Source organism: Arthrobacter sp. DMZ02-1R (assembly GCF_057747935.1).
This window is the reverse complement of the sequence record NZ_CM173230.1, coordinates 4,397,185-4,416,133: the sequence shown is the minus strand read 5'-3', so window position 1 is coordinate 4,416,133 and position 18,949 is coordinate 4,397,185. Positions and strand designations below refer to the sequence as shown.

Here is an 18,949-nt window from a genome sequence, read left to right as displayed (position 1 = left end):
GAAATAAGTAGCGCGGAATCGGCGGAGGGCGACCAGGCGGAATACGCTGGCTATCTGCCGTCTGGGAAGGAACCCTCGGCATTCGCACGGATTCTTTGAGGGGGCTCGAGTGGCAAAAACGAACGAACGGTCCCAGCGTGGCGGCCACGCTGGAGCCAGCATTGAGGATGTCGCACTGGCCGCAGGCGTTTCGACCGCCACGGTTTCGCGCGCGGTGCGGGGCCTTCCCCGAGTATCTCCGGCTACGCGGGAAAAGATCCTCCGGGTAGCCGGAGAACTCGGGTATGTGGCGTCGTCGTCCGCCTCCGGACTGGCCACGGGCCGCACCAAGACCGTCGGCGTCCTGGCCCCATATGTGGACCGTTGGTTCTTCTTCAAAGCCATCGAGGGCGTAGACCGCGAGCTTCACGCCCGCGGCTACAACCTCTCCCTGTTCAACCTGGGTGGGCAGCGTGGAGCGCGTGAACGCCTGTTCAGCAAGACCATGGTCTACAAGCAAATCGATGCACTCCTGGTCCTCTGCATGTCCCTGACGTCGGAAGAAATCGCCGATCTCCAAAGGATCGACATTCCCCTGGTGATCGTCGGCGGTCCGGTGGAAGACTGCCCGAGCATCGGCATCGACGATTACGCCGCGTCTGTGGACGCCACCATGCATCTGCTGAACCTGGGACACCGGGAGATCGCATTGCTCCATGGCCAAGACGACTCCGACCTGAACTTCACGGTGCCGCGGCTTCGCGTCGACGGTTTCACCGATGCCATGACGAGCGCGGGCTTTTCCATGCCACCGGAATGGGACATTTTCGGAAACTTCACTGTGGGTAGTGGCCAGCAAGCCTTCGACGAGCTCTGGGACAAGCCCGGACGCAAGCCGACTGCGATCTTCTGCGCTTCCGATGAAATGGCCATGGGAGCCATGTTGCAGGCTCGCCGCCGTGGAGTCCGGGTACCGGAAGACTTGTCCATCATCGGGATCGACAACCACGAATTCTCCGAAGCCATGGGGCTGACCACCGTGGCCCAGGACCCCGTTGAACAAGGCCAGCTGGGCACGCGCATGTTGCTGGACGAATTGGCCGGTGCCATAGGCTCCGTACGGTCCATGAAGGCACCCCACCGGTTGATCGTGCGGGAATCCACCGCCCCGCCCTCGGCAAAGTCCAGTAGCTAGGAAGCCCGAAGTCAGGAAGCCCGGGCCAGCTGCCTGATGGGGATCCAGCGGGAAGCCAGCCGGCGGTAGGCCGCGGCCGCTCCCGTCATGTCGCCCTCGGCCAAGCACTCGATGCCGAGCCGAACATCCATCGGCGACTCATCCGGGTACACCTTGTCTGCCACCGCGCCGTAGTCCAGCTCGACCATGGATTGCACGTGGAACAATTCGAGCCATTCGGTGAGCTGAGTGAGGTCATCCAGCATGTCCAGGTCAGGCGCGGCGAGGGCGAGGTTGGCCACGGCGAAGCGTGCGCGGTCCAGGGCATCAGTCAGTGAGGCCCAGACCCTGACCGTGAGGATGCGTCCGCCGGATTCCACAACATCCTTGCGGTCCGACTCTTGGAACAGCGAGAACCAGCTGAAGGGGATTCCCCAGGTGGAGGCCCTCGTGTGGACGCGCTTCGCGTCGTGGCTGGCATTGATGCGGTCGATGCGGGCCTGGTGCCGGTCGCGCTGGTCCACGGGGATGAGCAGCTCCGCGAGTGGTCCGTGGATCCCTTCCATGAGGGCGTTGGCCGCCAAGCCAGCCCGGATTACCAGTTGGCTGGGGCAATAGAGCAGCCGCCCGGCGTCGGGGTCGTTCGGATCTCCGGACGGAAGCCGGGTGATGCGGACCAGGTCAGTGCTGCCGGTCGGGAAAGGATCCCCGCCTTTTCGGGTGACCCGTCCAAGGGATGCGAGCAACTCGGCATTCTCGACGGCGGCCCGCGAACCGCTGCGGGTACCGCTCGCCACGAGCTGCTGCCGCTGGTCCTCCGGGAAGGCTTCAAGTGGTTCGTAGACGCGCAGCGCCGAAGAGAAGGGCAGCCCGGCCTGACTCCCGTATAGCTTTCCGCTCATCGCGGGCACGCCTCCTCCATCAGTTACCGCTTCTCAGTCCGTTAGCTCCACGATCACGGGAGCGTGGTCCGAGGCGCCTTTGCCCTTGCGCTCCTCGCGGTCGATTGAGGCTCCGGTGACGCGGGCGGCCAGCGCGGGGGAGGCCATGACGAAGTCGATCCGCATGCCCTCCTTCTTGGGGAACCGGAGCTGGGTGTAGTCCCAGTAGGTATAGACGCCGGGCCCTGGGGTGTAGGGGCGGACGACGTCGGTGAAACCAGCTGCTTCGAACGCACGGAAGGCCTCGCGCTCAGGTTCGCTGACGTGAGTGAGTGCGTTTTCCCGGAAGAAGTCGATGTCCCAGACATCGTCATCCAACGGGGCGATGTTCCAGTCGCCCATGAGCGCAACCTGGGTCTCGGGGTTATCCGTGACCCAGTTGGCGGCGTGGCCCTTCAAGGTGTCCAGCCACTTCAGCTTGTACGGCATGTGTTCGTCATCCAGGGAACGGCCGTTGGGAACGTACAGGCTCCACACCCTTACCCCGCCGCACGTTGCAGCGATGGCACGGGCTTCCTGGACGGGGTCCTTGCCGGCTTTTCCGAAGGCGGGCTGGTCAACAAAGGTGCGTTCGACGTCGTCGAGCCCTACACGGGAGGCGATCGCGACGCCGTTCCATTGGCTCACACCGAAGTGGGCCACCTCGTAACCCATGCGTTCGAAGAGCTCCCACGGGAAGTTGTCGTCCTTGCACTTGGTTTCCTGCATGGCGAGGACGTCGCAATCACTGCGCTGCAGCCAGGCCTCCACGCGGTCGGCACGTGCGCGGAGCGAATTCACATTCCAGGTAGCTATCTTCACAGCCACTAACTTACCGAACTTGGGACCTAGCGCATCCCCTCACGGTGGATTGCTCCTTCAAAGGCCTAATGCGCGAGCATCACCGAAGAACTGGCCCGTCTGCGGAGCTTGATGCCAGAGGCAATCAGTAGCAAACCGACGACGGCGGCGTATGTCGCCAGCAGCGCCACCACGCCCAGGAATCCGGTTCCGGGATTGACGAGCACAAAAAGTCCAAAAAAGGTGGTGACCAACCCAGTCAACATCCAGAGCCACCAAGCCCTGACTGTCGTCCTTGTGTCCATGGCAAGGATGATTTGCGAAATCCCCAGCATCAGGGCCCAAGCTCCTATGAGGAAGCCAAGCGCCCCCGCGGTGATGCCCGGCCACGAAACTGCCACGAGGCCGGTGGCGACGGAGATGAAGCCGCCAATCATGCTCCAGCGGGAGTGGCGCGCGGGATCGTAGAAGTAATGGGCCATGTCAGTGAGTCCGTCGGTGATGGCGTAGACGCCGAACACGTAGACGAGGGCAAATACAGTGGCGACCGGCAAGGAAGCAACCAGGAAGGCCAAGAGAAGGGCCAACGCTCCCCGGAAGATGAGCGCCGTTCCGGAATGCTGAAACAACTTGCGTCCTGCGGTGTCGGACATAGCGTCAGTTTAGACCCGTGCCCCTAGCTGGTGAAGTGGGCGCTGGAACTCCCCACCTTTGGACTCAAACCCCGACGGCGGCCCGCGCCACCAAGCGGGCGGGGCCGGCGTCGGGCGTCAAAAGTGGGGAGTTTCAGCGGCAGGTGCCTTAGATCGACTCCAAAATCGAGACGTAATTCGCGATGCCCACGCCACCCATGTTCTGCACGGCACCGCGGCGGGCGTTGGGCAGTTGCATGGCGCCCGCAGTGCCCGTGAGCTGCATGGCCGCGATGACGTGTTGCGACACACCGGTGGCACCCACAGGGTGGCCCTTGGCCTTGAGCCCGCCGGACACGTTGATGGGAAGCTTGCCGTCCTTGTAAACCCAGCCTTCCTGCACCGCTCGGGAGCCTTCGCCCCTTGGCGTCAGTCCCATGGACTCGTACATGAGGAGTTCAGCGATCGTGAAGCAGTCGTGCACTTCGGCGAAGTCCAGTCCGTCGATCCCGACGCCGGCCATCCCCAGGGCGCGCTCCCAGGAGACCCGCGTGGCGGCGAACTCGGTGGGGTCGCGCCGCTCGGCGGGGAAGAAGCCGTTCGCGTGCCCGAAGCCCGCCAGCCGCACGGGTTCAGTAGCAGCGCCCGACGCCGGGCCAACGGAAAGCACGACGGCTGCGGCGCCGTCGGACACGGGGGAGCAATCGGTGCGGCGGAGCGGTTCGGCAACCATGGGGTTCTTCTCGGAAACCGTCCGGCAGAACTCCTCGCCAAAGTCCCTGTGCATCTGCGCGTAAGGGTTGTCCATGCCGTTGTGGTGATTCTTGGCGGCGATTGAACCGAGGACGTCGCCTAGGCCTCGGGCAAAACCAAAGCCTTCGATGCCCGCTCCGTAGCGCTTCTCGTAGTGCTTGGCTACCTCGGCGAACAGTCCCGTGAAGCCAGTGGTGGAGGCCTTGCCCGCCATCTCGTAAGACGCGCCAAGGAGTGCGGCTCCCACCACGTCGGCCCCGGCGTCGGTCATCTTCTCGGCACCGATCACCAGGACGTTGCGGGCGGTCCCGGCCAGCACCGATTTCACGCCCTGTTGAAATGCGGCGGAACCGGAGGCGCAGGCGTTCTCCGTTCGTGTGGCCGGCACGTTGGCCAGGTCTTGGGACAGCTGCAGGGCGAGTGAGGACGTGAAGCCCAGGGGCTGCATGCCCGAGTTGAACTGGCCGAGGTAGATTTCGTCGATATCCCGTGGCTCAAGGCCCGAGTTCTGGATGGCCTCCGCGGACACCTGGACGATCAGGGATTCCAGCGTCTGGTCCGTGAGTTTGCCGAACTTGCTGTGCCCCCAGCCGGTGAGGAGGACGTCTTTGCCGAATTGGTTTTGCAGGCTCATGCTGTGGCTCCTTCGAGAGCGGATTCTTCCAGGGAGACCGTGAACGCGGCCTCCGTCTTGCTTCGGATCTCTTCGACGGTGACCCCGGGCGCGAGGCGGGTCAGCGTGAGCTGCCGCCCGCCGTCGTCGTTCTTGTGGAGATCGAACACTGCGAGGTCGCTGACAATGCGGTCCACTACCCCTAGGCCCGTCAGCGGGAGGGTGCATTCCCGGACGATCTTGGCGCTCCCGTCCTTCGCGTTGTGTTCGGTGAGGATCACCACGCGCGGCGTTCCGGCCACCAGGTCCATGGCGCCGCCCATGCCCTTGACCATCTTTCCCGGAATGGTCCAGTTGGCGAGGTCGCCGTTGCCGGAAACCTGCATGGCACCGAGGATGGCAACCTTGACGTGTCCGCCGCGGATCATGCCGAAGGACGTTGCAGAGTCGAAGATGCTGCCGCCGGGCAGGACCGTGACGGTCTGCTTGCCGGCGTTGATGAGGTCGGCGTCTTCCTCGCCTTCATAGGGAAAGGGCCCCATGCCGAGCAGCCCGTTTTCGCTTTGCAGCACAACCCGCACGCCGTCGGGCAAGTTGTTGGCCACAAGGGTGGGGATGCCGATACCAAGATTAACGTAGTCGCCGTCGTTGAGTTCCTGGGCCGCAATGGCGGCCATTTCGTCGCGGTTCCATGCCATGGTGATACTCCTTCGCTAGTGGGTGCTTAGACGGCCAGGACGGCTTCCGGGCGGGGCAGGACTGTGCGCTGCTCGATGTCCTTGGTGCGGTTGCTCGCCTGAACCAGCCGCTGGACGTAGACGCCGGGCGTCACGATGTGGTTGGGGTCCAACTCGCCCGGCTGCAGGATCACCTCGGCCTCGGCGATGGTCACGATTCCCGCCGTCGCCACCACCGGGTTGAAGTTCCTGGCGGTGTAGCGGTAGATGAGGTTTCCGTCGGTGTCCGCGGTGTGCGCGTGGACCAGTGCGACGTCGGCGACGATCCCGCGCTCGCGGACGTACGTGACGCCGTCGAACTCTTCTAGCGGCTTGCCTTCGGCAACCAAGGTTCCGACGCCGGTCCGCGTGTAGAACGCGGGGATGCCGGCACCGCCTGCGCGGAGCCGTTCGGCGAGGGTGCCCTGGGGAGCGAACTCGACCTCGAGTTGGCCGGAGAGGTACTGCTCGGCGAAGAGTTTGTTCTCACCGACATACGAGGCGATGACCTTGCGGACCTGTCCGGCTTCGATGAGGACTCCGAGGCCTTTACCGTCAATGCCCATGTTGTTGGAAACCACTGTCAGGTCCTTGACGCCCGAATCGCGGACGGCGTCGATCAGGTCCGCGGGGATGCCGCTGAGCCCGAAGCCGCCGACGGCGAGGGTCTGGCCGTCGCGCAGGACGTCCTGCAGGGCCTCGGCAGCACTGTGTTGGATTTTGGCCATGGCACGTCCTCGTCGTTGAGTAGGTCGTTTTGTAGGAGGGCCGCTGTGTGGCGATCCACTTTGTGGACAACCGTCTGGGCAAGTCGTCTGAGAAAGGAGCTTAGGTTGATCCTTTGGGGAGAGTCAACGGTGCTTCCGCTGCGAAAAGGCTGAGTTTGCACAGTGTGGACGCTAGTCTTGGAAGTGTCCACATTGTGGAGGATTTCTCTAGAGAGGTGAGTGGTTTGACCGATCAGCCGCAAAACAAGCCGGTGCGAGGTGCCCAGGTGGTGGGCCGCGTTGCCGCACTCCTGCGGCTCGTGGGGCGCAAACCGGAGGGCATGTCCATCGCTGGCCTGGTCCGCGAGTCCGGACTGACGCGACCCACGGTGCACCGCTTGCTCGCTTCCCTCGCCGCCGAAGGCCTGCTGGACCACGATCAGCGGACTGGAAATTGGATCCTGGGCCCGGAAATCTTCCTGCTGGGGTCCGTGGCGGCGGCCCGGTTCCCGTTTGAGGACCTCGCCCGGCCCAGCCTGCGCCGCCTGGCCGAGGAGAGCGGGGAGAGTTCCTTCTATTCCATCCGGCGCGGTAACGAAACCGTGTGCGTGCTCCGTGAGGAAGGCAGCTTTCCCGTGCGCTCCTTCGTGTTGCACGAGGGCGTCAGGTTCCCCCTCGGCGTGGCGTCGGCCGGGACCGCCATCATGGCCTTCCTGCCGGAGGAGGAACAGGAACTCGTTCTGTCCAACTGGGAACGGCATGCAGGAGACTTTGCCAACGGCCACGCCGAGAGTGTGGTGCGCCGGAACCTTGAACAGACCCGGTTGGCCGGTTACTCGGTGAATCCTGGATTGGTTCTCGAGGGCAGTTGGGGGATGGCGGCCGCCGTTTTCGACCAACTCGGTAGGCCCATCGGGGCGTTGTCCCTCACTGGCATCGAGCCGCGATTTCGCCCCGAGAGGCAGGAATTCCTCGGCAAACTGCTCATGGAAGAAGCCCACAGGATGAGCGCCGCAAGAACCGACCACCTTTGAGCCGCAACCGGGGCACCCAAGCCGATATCCGGCGTCGGGGCTTCCATAAGTGGTCGGATTTTGAGGGCGCCGGCGTGAATTTCAAAGTTTCACCCATCCCGGCCCGCACCTCCGCCACCACTAACTACCACCTTTGCGCCGGAACATCCGCGCAAAACCCGGGTTCCGGCGTCGGGCGTTCCCAAAGGTGATCGGGAGTTGAGGGTGGCAGCTGGAGTCCTCTAGAAATTAGTAGGAAGTCCGAGTATATTCGGGATCAAAGACGTCCCGGAGCGCAGTTGGACATGTGCCTTCGAGGCCGATGGCGGGCATTTCCCATATGCAAAGGAGCATTCCATGGTGCGCGAACTTTCCCACTACATTGACGGCCAGAGGATCGACGGAACCTCCGGACGGTTCAGCGATGTCTACGATCCTTGCACGGGCGAGGTCCAGGCAAAGCTTCCCTTGGCCAGCGCTGATGAGGTCAGGAACGCGATCGCCAACGCGGAGAAAGGCCAGCTCGAATGGGCTGCCATGAACCCGCAACGCCGCGGCCGGATCCTGCTGAAGTTCGTGGACCTGGTCAACGAGCACATCGATGGACTCGCTACGCTCCTTTCCTCTGAGCACGGCAAGACCTTCCCCGATGCCAAGGGCGATATCCAGCGTGGCATCGAGGTGGTGGAGTTCGCCGCCGGGGCGCCGCACATGCTCAAGGGTGAATTCTCGGACAACGCCGGAACCGGCATTGACGTCCATTCTCTGCGCCAACCGCTCGGCGTCGTCGCGGGCATCACGCCCTTCAACTTCCCGGCCATGATTCCGCTCTGGAAGTCCGGCCCTGCCCTGGCGGCAGGCAACGCCTTCATCCTCAAGCCTTCGGAGCGCGACCCCTCGGTGCCGCTGCGCCTGGCCGAACTCTTCACCGAGGCCGGATTGCCGAACGGCGTCTTCAACGTCATTAACGGCGACAAGGAAGCCGTAGACGCCCTCCTCGAGGACCCGCGCGTGAAGGCCATCGGCTTTGTCGGATCCACGCCGATTGCCCAGTACATTTACGCCACGGCGGCGGCCCACGGTAAGCGCGCCCAGTGCTTCGGCGGTGCCAAGAACCACATGGTGATCATGCCCGACGCCGATCTGGACATGGCCGCGGACGCCCTCATCGGCGCAGGCTTCGGCTCCGCCGGTGAGCGTTGCATGGCCATTTCCGTTGCAGTGCCGGTTGGACAGGAAACCGCGGATCAGCTCGTTTCCAAGTTGCAGGACCGCATCAAGGGACTGAAGGTGGGGCCTAGCCTGTCCAAGGACTCGGACTTCGGCCCCGTGGTGGCCGCCTCGGCGAAAGAACGGATCGAGGGCTACATCCAGGCCGGCGTCGATCAGGGCGCCACGCTTGTCACGGACGGTCGCGGCCTCACAGTCGAAGGGTACCCGCAAGGTTTCTGGGTTGGCCCGACCCTCTTCGACAACGTCACGAAGGACATGTCCATCTACAAGGAGGAGATCTTCGGCCCGGTCCTGAGCGTCCTCCGCGCGTCCGACTACGAAGAAGCGCTGCGGCTCTGCTCCGAGCACGAGTTCGGTAACGGCGTCGCGATCTTCACCCGCGACGGCGACGCCGCCCGTGACTTCGCCAGCCGCGTCGAAGTAGGCATGGTGGGCATCAACGTTCCCATTCCCGTTCCGATTGCCTACTACACATTCGGCGGCTGGAAGGCATCCGGCTTCGGCGACCTCAACCAGCACGGCGCGGACGCCTTCCGCTTCTACACCAAGACCAAGACGGTCACCACCCGTTGGCCTTCCGGCATCCGCCAGGGCGCCAGCTTCGTGATGCCGGCCGGCAGCTAATGGGGGAGGTTCTGTTCGAGAAGCGGGGCCACCTCGGCGTCGTAACCTTGAACCGTCCCCAGGCCGTCAACGCCCTCACGGCCGGCATGGTTCACGCCATGTTGGAGCAACTCACCGCATGGGCTGTCGACGACGCCATCAAGACGGTTTTGGTGCACGGCGCCGGAGGCCGCGGGTTGTGCGCGGGTGGAGACATTGTGGCGATCTACGACGACATGCTGCGCCACGGTGACCAGACCGCGGACTTCTGGGCTGCGGAGTACCGCTTGAACTCGCTCATTGCCCGGTACCCGAAGCCCTACGTGGCCTTCATGGACGGGCTGGTCCTCGGAGGCGGCGTCGGGATTTCCGCCCACGGCTCCTTCCGTGTGGTCACTGAGCGGACCCGTACCGGCATGCCGGAAACCACTATCGGTTTTGTGCCCGACGTCGGCGGGACCCTTCTGCTGTCCCGCTCGCCGGGAGAGTCAGGCACCCACGCAGCGCTCACGGGTGCCCACTTGAGCGGGGCCGACGCCCTGTTCCTGGGGCTCGCGGACCATTTCGTGCCGTCCGAAAGCCTGCCCGCGCTGGCGGAAGCGCTGGAAAGCTCGACGGCGGAGGCCGCCGTCGAGCGCCTTGTGCAGGAGCCGCCGGCCTCGGCGCTGTCTGGCCAGCGGGACTGGATCGACGCCGCTTATGCCTCGGACGACGCCGAGGAAATCGTTGGCAGGCTGCGCGCGGCCGGCGGGGAAGCCGCTACGGCCGCGGACACGATCGAGGCGAAGTCGCCTACAGCCGTGAAAGTCACCCTGGAATCATTGCGGCGCGTTCGGGGGCTATCCCTCGAGGAGGCCTTGGAACAGGAATACCGCGTTGGCGTGCGCTGCCTGGCCGGCCCGGATTTCCGCGAGGGGATCCGCGCCCAGGTGGTGGACAAGGACCGCAACCCACAATGGAAGCCAGCTTCCCTGGCCGAGGTGTCGCCGGCCGCCGTCGACGGCTTCTTCGCGCCACTCGGCGACCGTGAACTCAAACTTCATTCAAAGGAGTCCGACCATGTCTGAAAACGCAGCTTCCGGCACCATCGCTTTCCTCGGCCTCGGTCACATGGGCGGGCCAATGGCCGTGAATCTTGTCAAGGCTGGGCATCAAGTAGTCGCCTACGATCCCGTGCCGGCAGCGCTCGAGGCCGCCCGTGAACACGGCATTTCAACGGTTGATTCCGCTGAGGAAGCCGTTGCAGGAGCTTCCGTGGTCCTGACTATGCTGCCCAGTGGCAAGCACGTCCTTGACGCCTACCGAGGAGTGGACGGCCCTGGACTCCTGGCTGTTGCCGCGCCGAACACGCTGTTCCTGGACTGCTCCACGATCAACGTCGACGAGGCCCGGGAAGCTGCGGCCATTGCTTTGGAAGCCGGACACCGTTCCGTGGATGCGCCGGTTTCCGGGGGCGTGGTGGGGGCGGAAGCCGGAACCCTGACCTTCATGGTGGGTGCGCTGCCCGAGGACTTCGAAACGGTAAAGCCGATCTTGGAACTCATGGGCCGCAGGATCGTGCATTGCGGTGACCACGGAGCCGGGCAAGCCGCCAAGGTCTGTAACAACATGATCCTGGGAGTTTCGATGATTGCCGTCAGCGAGGCGTTCGTCCTGGGCGAGAAGCTGGGCCTGACGCACCAAGCGCTGTTCGATGTCGCCTCCAACGCCTCCGGGCAATGCTGGGCCCTGACCACCAACTGCCCTGTTCCAGGTCCGGTTCCCACCAGCCCGGCCAACCGCGACTACCAGCCCGGATTCGCCGGAGCGCTCATGGCGAAGGATCTGCGGCTTGCGGTCAACGCGCTTGAGAGCACCGGCGTGGATGGGCAGATGGGGCACTTGGCATCGCAGATTTACGACGCTTTCGCGGCCGAAGGCGGAGCTGGGCGCGACTTCTCCGGCATCATCACGGACATCCGGGACAAGTCCGCCAAGTAGCCTTGGCGGTAGGTTCTGGGTAACCGACAAAACGTGGGCAACACGCAAAAAAGAGCAACCGACAAAAGGGGCACGGCTTGGCGCAGCAGTACGAAAACATCCTGGTGGAACTCCGTGGACGGGTGGGCTTGGTGACCCTGAATCGGCCCAAGGCACTCAACGCGTTGAACCAGGCCACCATGGATGAGCTGGTAGCCGCCGTTTCCGCCATGGATTCGGACCCCGAGGTTGGCGCTGTGGTGATCACCGGCTCCGAAAAGGCCTTCGCGGCCGGCGCCGACATCAAGGAGATGGTCTCCAAGGGGTACATGGAAATGTATGCCTCCGACTGGTTCCGCGGCTGGGAAAACCTGACGCGCCTGCGCATTCCCGTGATTGCCGCAGTGTCAGGCTTTGCTCTAGGTGGGGGATGCGAACTTGCCATGATGTGCGATTTCATCATTGCCGGGGACAACGCCAAGTTCGGGCAACCGGAAATCAACCTCGGTGTCATCCCGGGCATGGGCGGCTCGCAACGGCTCACCCGCGCCGTGGGGAAGGCGAAAGCGATGGACATGATCCTCACTGGCCGGTTCATGGATGCCGGGGAAGCAGAGCGCGCGGGACTCGTTTCCCGCGTAGTGCCGGTGGATTCCGTGCTGGAGGAGGCCCTGAAGGCTGCCGAGGTGATCGCTTCCAAGTCCAAGCCGGCTGCCATGGTGGCCAAGGAAGCTGTCAACGCGGCCTTCGAAACAGGCCTGTCCCAGGGTGTCCTGTTTGAGCGTCGTATCTTCCACTCATTGTTTGCCACCGAGGACCAGAAGGAAGGCATGGCCGCGTTCACCGAGAAGCGCCAGCCGGAGTTCAAGCACCGCTAGGATTCGCTGTTACGCGGGACCGAGCTCGACCGGGAGTTCGAGGGCGTGGCCGTATTGGGACCACCCGCCCGTGAAGAGCCGGCCGTGTCCGAGGCCGGCATATTCCAGGGCCAAGAGATTGTGGCAAGCCGTTACTCCGGACCCGCAATAGCTGATGACGTTCTCGGCCGATGTGATGCCTGCCGCGGCGAAGATGCGCAGCAACTCGGCCTTGTTGCGTAGTTTCCCCGAGGCGGCCAGGTTCTCCCTGCAGGGTACGTTTTTCGCGCCGGGCACATGCCCGGGCCTGGGATCGATGGGGTCCTGCTTGCCCTCGAAGCGGTCACGGTTGCGCGCGTCCACCACGAGGTTGGTTTCAGTCGAGAGCTCGTGGATCTCGGCCAGACGGTGGCTGGGCCACGGATGGGCGGTGAAATGTCCCATTGGTCGCGCCGGGTGCTCGGTTTCCAGGGGCCCTTCGTAGCTCGCCAGCCCGCCGTCCAAAATAGCTGAGTTGTGGCCTGTAGCGCGCAGCATCCAGACCAAACGGGCGGCGATGACTCCGCCTGCGTCGTCGTACGCCACCACGATGTGGTCGTCGCCGATTCCCAATTCCCGCATCCCACGGGCAAAATCACTCGGCGTCGGCAGCGGGTTTCTTCCTTCCAGCGGCGAGCCTTCAGCCGAGAGCCATCGATCCAGGTCGACAAAGACCGCCCCGGGGATGTGCCCGCCGTCGTACGCCTCCCGGCCCGAGCGCCCGTCGAGATACCAGCGCACATCGGCGAGGACTACGCGGTGACGGTTCTGATAGCACCATTCGAGGTCGACAAAGGGTTCCACAGCTGAGCTCTGCATGATTCAAACACTAAACGCTCGTCTCATTATTTGATATACATATCTCAAAATATGGTCAATTGTGGTGGGCCCACGCCGGCGAGGGCCCCGGCCTGAGCTTGCGAAGGTTGGGAGCCGGTGGGGATCAGTCTGTGAAGTCTCCGGCGGCCCTGCGGAAGTCGCCCAGCACACGGATCAGGTGTTCGACGTCGTCGTCCCCGAAGCCGGACTGGCCGAACACCTCACTGTTGAGGGCCGCCGTCGCGCGCTTCGCGAGGGTACGCCCCTCCGCGGTGAGCTCGATCAGCGTGGTGCGCCCGTCAGTGGGGTGCGGGGAGCGGACCACGAGGGCTGCCTTTTCGAGGCGGTCGACGGCGTTGGTCACCGATGTCGGATGCACCTGGAGCAGCGCACTGGCTTTGTTCATGGGCAGCGCGCCGCTGCGGGCGAAGCTGAGCAGCGCCAAGAGCTCGTAGCGCGCGAAGGTCAGGCCGAACGGCTTCAGCACGCCCTCGATCCGGGCAAGCAGGATCTGCTGCGTGCGCATGATCGCGGTGATGGCCGCCATGGGCGCGGCGACTTCGCCCCAGCCGTGGCGTTCCCAGTTTCGCTGGGCGTCCGCGATGGGGTCGCGGGGGAGCGGGCTGCCCACGGTGCCTCCTGACATTAGTTGGTGGCTGCCTATTCTTTCAGACCCGGGAACTCGTCCTCGGTGTACTCGACTCCAAGGCCGGCAGGCAGCGGACCGTCGCCGTGGCGGGCCACCTCCGTGCTTCGTAGGTCGACACGCCGGATCTTGCCGGAAATCGTCTTGGGCAACTCGCCGAATTCGAGCCGCCGGATGCGCTTGAACGGCGCCAGATGCTGCCGGCAGTACTTGAGGATGTCCTCAGCCACAGCTGGCCCAGGCGCGTACCCGGCAGCGAGCACCACGAACGCTTTGGGCACCGAGAGCTTGACCGGATCAGGAGAAGGCACGACGGCGGCCTCCGCCACGGCGGGGTGTTCGATCAGGACGCTTTCGAGTTCGAAGGGGGATAGGCGGTAGTCCGAGGATTTGAAGACATCGTCCCCGCGGCCTACGTAGGTGATGACGCCGTTCTCGTCCCGGCTGGCCATGTCGCCCGTATGGTAGTAGCCGTCGCGGAAAGCCTCGGCTGTCTTGTCAGGGTCGCCGAAGTAGGACTTCATGAGGCCCACGGGGCGAGGGTTCAAGCGCAAGCAAAGCTCGCCGTCGTCGGCCTCTTCACCGGTGGTCGGGTCAACAAGCACAACGTCGTAACCGGGCAACGGGCGCCCCATGGAGCCGGTCTTGACCGGCTGCCCGGGGGTATTGGCGACCTGAACAGTCGATTCCGTCTGGCCGAAGCCGTCGCGGATGGTCTGGCCCCAGGCCCTCTCCACTTGCCCAATCACCTCGGCGTTGAGCGGTTCGCCCGCCGAGACCACCTTGGTGGGCGGGGTTTTCAACAGGGTCAAGTCAGCTTGGATGAGCATGCGCCACACCGTGGGCGGGGCGCAGAAACTCGTGACGCCTTCGCGCCCCATCTGTTCCATGAGGGCTTTCGCGTCGAAGCGATCGTAGTTGTAGACGAAGACGCAGGCCTCGGCGATCCACGGCGTGAAAACGTTGGACCACGCGTGCTTGGCCCAACCGGGAGAAGCCACATTGAGGTGGACGTCTCCGGGTTCCAGGCCGATCCAATACATGGTGGACAGGTGGCCGACTGGATAGGACGTGTGGGTGTGCTCTACCAGCTTGGCCCGCGACGTGGTGCCGGAAGTGAAGTAGAGGAGCATCGTTTCGTCGGCTGCGGTGGGGGCGTCCGGCGCGAACTCGGTCTCGGCGGAATCGGCTTCGGCGTACTGGAAGGCGGCCGGGTGCAGGCCGCCGGCCTGGCCGCCGTCGCCCACCTCGATCAGGGTGTAATCGCCGGGCACTTCGGCGAATTTGGCGATGTTGGCGCTCGCGACGGCGGCCCAGCGGGCGCCGCCGCGCTCCACGCGATCCGTGATGTCGCGTGGGCCCATGAGAGTTGTGGTCGGGATGAGGACCAGGCCCAGTTTGATCCCGGCGAGCATGAGTTCCCACAACTCCACCTGGTTGCCAAGCATGATGATCATGCGGTCACCGCGGCGGACACCCTTGCCGCGGAGCCAGTTGGCAAGCTGCGAGGACCGTGCCGAGAGTTCCGCGAAGCTGCGGCGGGTGGAGCTGCCGTCCTGTTCGACGATGACCAACGCCGGTTTGTTGGCCGTGCCTGGGTTGGCCGCGATCTGGTCGAACCAGTCGAGGGCGAAGTTGAACTCGCTGAAGCGGGGCCATTCGAATTCGCTGTGTGCCCGGGAGTAGTCGGTCCGCAGCTCAAGGAGCCGGTCGCGGGCTGCGCGGAAGTCGTCGGTGACTGTCATTGTCTGCCTTTCGCCTTTGCGGATGGGATCAGCGCGGACCGGGGGACAAGCTGGCCGTGTGATCCGCCTCACCAGCAATATACTAGGACATCCAAGGGTTTGGAAGAGGCCGTGGGACGCAGGAACTTGGATGCAGGGGCGGCTGCGGCCCGTCACGCTGGGCACACTTTAGTGGGATTACGACGGCGGCGCCCCCGTCACGGCGCGGCAGACCGCCGTCGTGCGCTGCAAAAGGTCGCTCAGCGTGACGGCGGGGCCCCGGTTAAGGCGACTGCTACTTCCACCAGGTATCGAAAATAGTGACGGGAACAGTGCGCTTGTGCCGCGTGCGCAGGTACTTCCGCTCGATGGACTCGGCCACCTCGTCAGGGACCTCCCGGCCTTCAAGGTAGTCGTCGATCTGGTCGTACTTGATGCCGAGCTCGTCCTCGTCGGTGCGGCCGGGTTTGCCGTCCAGGAGATCGGCGGTGGGGACCTTGTCCCAAATGCGGGACGGGGCGCCCAGTTCCGCGAGGAGTGCGCGGTTCTGCCGCTTGTTGAGGCCGAAGAGCGGCAGAATGTCCGCGCCGCCGTCGCCGAACTTGGTGAAGAACCCGGTGACGGATTCAGCTCCGTGGTCCGTGCCGATCACCAGGTAATTGTGCTCGCCGGCGAGGGCGTACTGGGCAGTCATGCGGGCCCGGGCCTTGGTGTTTCCCTTGTGGAAGTCCGAGATGCGCGCGCCCGTGGTCTTTTCGAACTCGTCCTCGAAGCCGTCCACTGCCCGGGAGATGTTGAACGTCCATTCGGTCTTGGCCTGGATGAAGTCCAGCGCGGCTTGGGCGTCGTCTTCATCGTGCTGGGCGCCGTAGGGGAGCCGGACCGCCACGAAGTTTGCCTCGACGCCCTCGGCTTCGAGTTCCTCGACGGCCAGCTGTGCAAGTCGCCCCGCGAGGGAGGAATCCAGGCCGCCGGAGATGCCGAGGACGAAGCCCTTGGTGTGCGTGGCCTTGAGGTATTCCTTCAGGAACGTGACCCGTTTGCGGACCTCCCCGGCAGGGTCGATCCGGGGCTTGACGCCCATTTCCGCAATGATCGTGGCCTGGAGTGTGCGCATGTCCCCAACACTAGTAATGAGTGCTCGAAACACTCAACTGTGTCACCCAATGTGTTGGGAAGCTCCGGCCCATTTAATGCGCAGGTGCGGCCCCCGTCGACGCCCGGACAGTGAGGTGCGTGGGCATGACAGCCAAGCGCCGGCTGGTGCCGCCGTACTGGGGATTCAGCCGGGAAAGGAGCATGGAGACCGCTACGCGCCCAGCTTGTTCAATAGGGGAAGCCATGGTTGTCAGCGGAGGGTTGCAGAAATCTGCTCCGAAGATATCGTCGCAACCCACAATGCTCATGTCCTCGGGCACACGGATGCCGCGTTCGCGCAGCCGCTGCAGCATGCCGATGGCCAGCAGGTCATTGAAGACGATGCACGCCGTGGCTCCCGTGTGCACGGCAGCGTCCGCGGCAGCTGCACCGGACGTCGTCTTGGGCGCGAACGGCCCCACGCTGGATGTGGTCAATTCCCGTTCCTTGGTCTCAACCTGGAACGCCTGCCACCGCTTGGCATTGGACCAGGAGGTGGCCGGGCCTCCGACGAAACAAATCCTCGAGTGGCCCAGCGAGACCAGGTGTTCCAGCGCCTGGATGATGGCCGACGGCGTATCGATCACCACGGTGGGTGCAATTGCGGGAGCCCGGTTGATGGTGACCAGGGGCTGCTGCGCCGCTGCTTCAGTTAGCTGTTCGTCCGTCAAGCGGGACGCGGCAAGGATGAAACCATCGGCCGAGCGGCGCATTTTCTGCAGGGCATCTGCCTCCATCTCCGCCGATTCCTCGGTGTCCACAAGCAATTGCGTGTAGCCTGCAGCCTTCAGTTGGTGCTGCGTACCGCGGATGATGTCGAAGTAGAACGGGTTGGTGATGTCCGGGACCAGGACGGCGACTGTCTGCGTGCGTCCTGAGCTCAGCCCGCGGGCCTGGGAACTTGGTATGTAGTTCAATTGCGCGGCAGCTTCTTCGATTCGCCCGCGCGTCACATGGTTCACTCTCCCGGGATTGGTCAGGGCCCGGGAGACGGTGGACGTCGCCACTCCTGCAAGCTCGGCGACGTCGCGGATAGTGGGCTGCCTGCCCGGTGACTGGAGCTCTAGTTCTGGCATGGTCTGGGTATTCCTCATCTGCCGCAGCCCCTCAACAATGAGTGACTTGTCCCACAATTGCAGCACCGATGACAATTTTTGGCAATCGCTTGTCATCCCTGTTGCGCATGCCTAGACTCGGAGAAATCACCCGATGTGACGCGCACCACGCCATTGAGGCCATCGGGTTTCCAGGGAGGAAAACAATGAAGTTTGCATCGTCCGCCAAATTTGCCGCTGTTGCCCTAACAGCAGCCCTAGCTTTGACCGCCTGCGGAGGCGGGAACAGTAGCTCCGGGGGCAGCGCTGGCCCTGTTGACGGCAAGGGCAAGAAGCTGAGCGTCCTGACAGGCGTCAACGCCCAGTACTCTGCTCAACAGAAGCAGTGGTTCACCGACATTGCCGCCAAGTTCAAGGCGCAGACCGGTGCCGACGTCGAGTTCGAAACGTTCGCTTCCGCCAACGATGAACTGACCCGCATCCAGACGTCCGTCGTCTCGGGGCAGGGTCCCGACGTGTACAGCCTCGGTACCACTTTCACCCCCACTGCGTACGCGACCAAGGCCTTCGTGACGTTGTCCGACGACGACTGGAAGAAGGTGGGTGGCAAGGACAAGTTCAACCAGGCCGCCCTGGGCATCTCTGGCCCCGACGCCCAGCACCTGGCGGGCATTCCCTTTGTCAGCCGGCCGTTCGTGATGGCCTACAACAAGGACATCCTGGCCGCGGCCGGGATCGACAAGCCCGCTAGCAGCTGGGATGAGCTCGCGGTCCAAGCCAAGAAGATGACCAACCCGGCCACCGGCACGTTTGGCCTGGCCACCGGGTACAAGGACAACTTTGACCCCTGGAAGTTCATCTGGGCCATGTCCGTGCAGGCAGGCAACCCGCTGGTGGACGGCAAGACGCTGAAGCTTGACGATCCGGCCGTGAAGAAGGCCTACGACACCTACTTCGGTTGGCTCACCAAGGACAAAGTAGTTGACCCGGCTTCCATTGGGTGGAGCAACAGCAACGCCGTTGCCGCTTTTGCCTCAGGCAAGGCTGGCTACTTGATGATGACGACGTCGAGCTCCCTCCCGACGCTCGAGAAGTCCGCTGTTGCGGGTAAGTATGCCTACGCAACCATGCCGACGACGGCACCCGGCATGACGTCTCCGCAGGGAGACGCCGCGAACGCGGCCAGCATCCTGTCCGGTGACAACGTGGTTGTTGCCGACTACTCGAAGCAAAAGGACCTGGCCTTCGCTTACGTCAACCTCATCACGTCCAAGGACGAGCAGTTGAACTACCAGAAGATCTTCGGAGATCTGCCGGCCAACGCCGAGGCCCTGAAGGCGCTGGACAACCCGGCACTGAAACCGGTTGCCGACACTGCTGCAAAGTCCAAGGCCACTCCGTTCACCGGTGCCTGGGGCGACATCCAGCTGGCTCTCCTCAATGTCGTTGTCCAGTCGATCCCCGACCTCTCCAAGGGTTCAGTGGACGATTCGAGCCTGCAGGCCCGCCTCAAGGACGCACAAACCAAGGGCCAGGCCTCACTTGACCGGGCTTCGAAGTAAGTAGGAA

Annotated in this window: 18 protein-coding genes; 7 read left to right on the top strand and 11 right to left on the bottom strand. The window is 63.9% G+C overall.

Features of this window, described 5'->3' with window-relative positions; translation table 11 throughout:
- Window positions 1-109: 109 nt before the first annotated feature.
- A complete protein-coding gene (locus AC3ANQ_RS20975) occupies window positions 110-1,174 on the top strand; it encodes a LacI family DNA-binding transcriptional regulator (protein ID WP_488302816.1) in 1,065 nt (354 codons plus the stop codon).
- 11 nt (window positions 1,175-1,185) lie between these two features.
- Here AC3ANQ_RS20975 and AC3ANQ_RS20970 read toward each other — a convergent pair whose 3' ends face one another.
- The 6 genes from AC3ANQ_RS20970 to AC3ANQ_RS20945 form a co-directional block, all read right to left on the bottom strand.
- A complete protein-coding gene (locus AC3ANQ_RS20970; RefSeq protein ID WP_488302815.1) occupies window positions 1,186-2,055 on the bottom strand; it encodes a DUF8083 family protein in 870 nt (289 codons plus the stop codon).
- 33 nt (window positions 2,056-2,088) lie between these two features.
- Window positions 2,089-2,895 (bottom strand): exodeoxyribonuclease III, encoded by an 807-nt coding sequence (locus AC3ANQ_RS20965; RefSeq protein ID WP_488302814.1) that lies wholly within the window; start codon window positions 2,893-2,895, stop codon window positions 2,089-2,091.
- Between the two features lie 65 nt (window positions 2,896-2,960).
- Window positions 2,961-3,527, bottom strand: coding sequence for an HdeD family acid-resistance protein (locus tag AC3ANQ_RS20960; protein ID WP_488302813.1), 567 nt, complete (start codon window positions 3,525-3,527; stop codon window positions 2,961-2,963).
- Between the two features lie 148 nt (window positions 3,528-3,675).
- Window positions 3,676-4,893 carry an acetyl-CoA acetyltransferase gene (locus tag AC3ANQ_RS20955; RefSeq protein WP_488302812.1) on the bottom strand — a complete coding sequence of 406 codons (1,218 nt, stop codon included), beginning with the start codon at window positions 4,891-4,893 and terminating at the stop codon, window positions 3,676-3,678.
- Window positions 4,890-5,570, bottom strand: coding sequence for a CoA transferase subunit B (locus AC3ANQ_RS20950; RefSeq protein ID WP_488302811.1), 681 nt, complete (start codon window positions 5,568-5,570; stop codon window positions 4,890-4,892). The genes AC3ANQ_RS20955 and AC3ANQ_RS20950 overlap by 4 nt, the downstream gene beginning before the upstream one ends.
- A gap of 26 nt (window positions 5,571-5,596) precedes the next feature.
- Entirely contained in the window at window positions 5,597-6,316 is a 720-nt protein-coding gene (locus AC3ANQ_RS20945; RefSeq protein WP_488302810.1) for a CoA transferase subunit A, read from the bottom strand.
- Window positions 6,317-6,540: 224 nt separating this feature from the next.
- Here AC3ANQ_RS20945 and AC3ANQ_RS20940 point away from each other — a divergent pair, with 224 nt between their 5' ends.
- From AC3ANQ_RS20940 to AC3ANQ_RS20920, 5 genes are all read left to right on the top strand, one after another.
- On the top strand, window positions 6,541-7,329 hold the full coding sequence (locus AC3ANQ_RS20940; RefSeq protein ID WP_488302809.1) for an IclR family transcriptional regulator: 789 nt from the start codon (window positions 6,541-6,543) through the stop codon (window positions 7,327-7,329).
- A 336-nt stretch (window positions 7,330-7,665) separates the two neighbouring features.
- The gene (locus AC3ANQ_RS20935; RefSeq protein ID WP_488302808.1) at window positions 7,666-9,165 is read left to right on the top strand and encodes a CoA-acylating methylmalonate-semialdehyde dehydrogenase; all 1,500 of its coding nucleotides are present in this window, start codon (window positions 7,666-7,668) and stop codon (window positions 9,163-9,165) included.
- Window positions 9,165-10,211: an enoyl-CoA hydratase/isomerase family protein gene (locus tag AC3ANQ_RS20930; RefSeq protein WP_488302807.1), complete on the top strand. Its 1,047-nt coding sequence runs from the start codon at window positions 9,165-9,167 to the stop codon at window positions 10,209-10,211. The genes AC3ANQ_RS20935 and AC3ANQ_RS20930 overlap by 1 nt, the downstream gene beginning before the upstream one ends.
- Complete coding sequence (mmsB, locus tag AC3ANQ_RS20925) at window positions 10,204-11,124, top strand: 3-hydroxyisobutyrate dehydrogenase (RefSeq protein ID WP_488302806.1); 921 nt, start codon at window positions 10,204-10,206, stop codon at window positions 11,122-11,124. Before AC3ANQ_RS20930 ends, mmsB begins: the two co-directional genes overlap by 8 nt.
- Window positions 11,125-11,201: 77 nt before the next feature.
- Window positions 11,202-11,981, top strand: coding sequence for an enoyl-CoA hydratase (locus AC3ANQ_RS20920; protein ID WP_488302805.1), 780 nt, complete (start codon window positions 11,202-11,204; stop codon window positions 11,979-11,981).
- A gap of 9 nt (window positions 11,982-11,990) precedes the next feature.
- Here AC3ANQ_RS20920 and AC3ANQ_RS20915 read toward each other — a convergent pair whose 3' ends face one another.
- The 5 genes from AC3ANQ_RS20915 to AC3ANQ_RS20895 all read right to left on the bottom strand — a co-directional run bounded on the left by AC3ANQ_RS20915 (window position 11,991) and on the right by AC3ANQ_RS20895 (window position 17,401).
- The gene (locus AC3ANQ_RS20915) at window positions 11,991-12,818 is read right to left on the bottom strand and encodes a sulfurtransferase (RefSeq protein ID WP_488302804.1); all 828 of its coding nucleotides are present in this window, start codon (window positions 12,816-12,818) and stop codon (window positions 11,991-11,993) included.
- 124 nt (window positions 12,819-12,942) lie between these two features.
- Window positions 12,943-13,449, bottom strand: coding sequence for a MarR family winged helix-turn-helix transcriptional regulator (locus tag AC3ANQ_RS20910; protein WP_488302803.1), 507 nt, complete (start codon window positions 13,447-13,449; stop codon window positions 12,943-12,945).
- A gap of 29 nt (window positions 13,450-13,478) precedes the next feature.
- A complete protein-coding gene (locus tag AC3ANQ_RS20905; RefSeq protein ID WP_488302802.1) occupies window positions 13,479-15,209 on the bottom strand; it encodes an AMP-binding protein in 1,731 nt (576 codons plus the stop codon).
- Window positions 15,210-15,483: 274 nt separating this feature from the next.
- A complete protein-coding gene (nadE, locus tag AC3ANQ_RS20900; protein WP_488302801.1) occupies window positions 15,484-16,305 on the bottom strand; it encodes an NAD(+) synthase in 822 nt (273 codons plus the stop codon).
- 73 nt (window positions 16,306-16,378) lie between these two features.
- Complete coding sequence (locus AC3ANQ_RS20895) at window positions 16,379-17,401, bottom strand: LacI family DNA-binding transcriptional regulator (protein WP_488302800.1); 1,023 nt, start codon at window positions 17,399-17,401, stop codon at window positions 16,379-16,381.
- A gap of 185 nt (window positions 17,402-17,586) precedes the next feature.
- On the opposite strand from AC3ANQ_RS20895, the gene AC3ANQ_RS20890 reads away from it, so the two are divergent.
- Window positions 17,587-18,942 carry an ABC transporter substrate-binding protein gene (locus AC3ANQ_RS20890; RefSeq protein ID WP_488302799.1) on the top strand — a complete coding sequence of 452 codons (1,356 nt, stop codon included), beginning with the start codon at window positions 17,587-17,589 and terminating at the stop codon, window positions 18,940-18,942.
- Window positions 18,943-18,949 lie beyond the last annotated feature (7 nt).

Excerpts from the sequence above, each read along its gene's own strand:
- AC3ANQ_RS20970 (WP_488302815.1), bottom strand. The coding sequence starts at position 2,055 with ATGAGCGGAAAGCTATACGGGAGTCAGGCCGGGCTGCCCTTCTCTTCG.
- AC3ANQ_RS20960 (WP_488302813.1), bottom strand. The coding sequence starts at position 3,527 with ATGTCCGACACCGCAGGACGCAAGTTGTTTCAGCATTCCGGAACGGCG.
- AC3ANQ_RS20955 (WP_488302812.1), bottom strand. The coding sequence starts at position 4,893 with ATGAGCCTGCAAAACCAATTCGGCAAAGACGTCCTCCTCACCGGCTGG.
- AC3ANQ_RS20950 (WP_488302811.1), bottom strand. The coding sequence starts at position 5,570 with ATGGCATGGAACCGCGACGAAATGGCCGCCATTGCGGCCCAGGAACTC.
- AC3ANQ_RS20945 (WP_488302810.1), bottom strand. The coding sequence starts at position 6,316 with ATGGCCAAAATCCAACACAGTGCTGCCGAGGCCCTGCAGGACGTCCTG.
- AC3ANQ_RS20935 (WP_488302808.1), top strand. The coding sequence starts at position 7,666 with ATGGTGCGCGAACTTTCCCACTACATTGACGGCCAGAGGATCGACGGA.
- AC3ANQ_RS20930 (WP_488302807.1), top strand. The coding sequence starts at position 9,165 with ATGGGGGAGGTTCTGTTCGAGAAGCGGGGCCACCTCGGCGTCGTAACC.
- mmsB (WP_488302806.1), top strand. The coding sequence starts at position 10,204 with ATGTCTGAAAACGCAGCTTCCGGCACCATCGCTTTCCTCGGCCTCGGT.
- AC3ANQ_RS20915 (WP_488302804.1), bottom strand. The coding sequence starts at position 12,818 with ATGCAGAGCTCAGCTGTGGAACCCTTTGTCGACCTCGAATGGTGCTAT.
- AC3ANQ_RS20905 (WP_488302802.1), bottom strand. The coding sequence starts at position 15,209 with ATGACAGTCACCGACGACTTCCGCGCAGCCCGCGACCGGCTCCTTGAG.
- nadE (WP_488302801.1), bottom strand. The coding sequence starts at position 16,305 with ATGCGCACACTCCAGGCCACGATCATTGCGGAAATGGGCGTCAAGCCC.
- AC3ANQ_RS20895 (WP_488302800.1), bottom strand. The coding sequence starts at position 17,401 with ATGCCAGAACTAGAGCTCCAGTCACCGGGCAGGCAGCCCACTATCCGC.
- AC3ANQ_RS20890 (WP_488302799.1), top strand. The coding sequence starts at position 17,587 with ATGAAGTTTGCATCGTCCGCCAAATTTGCCGCTGTTGCCCTAACAGCA.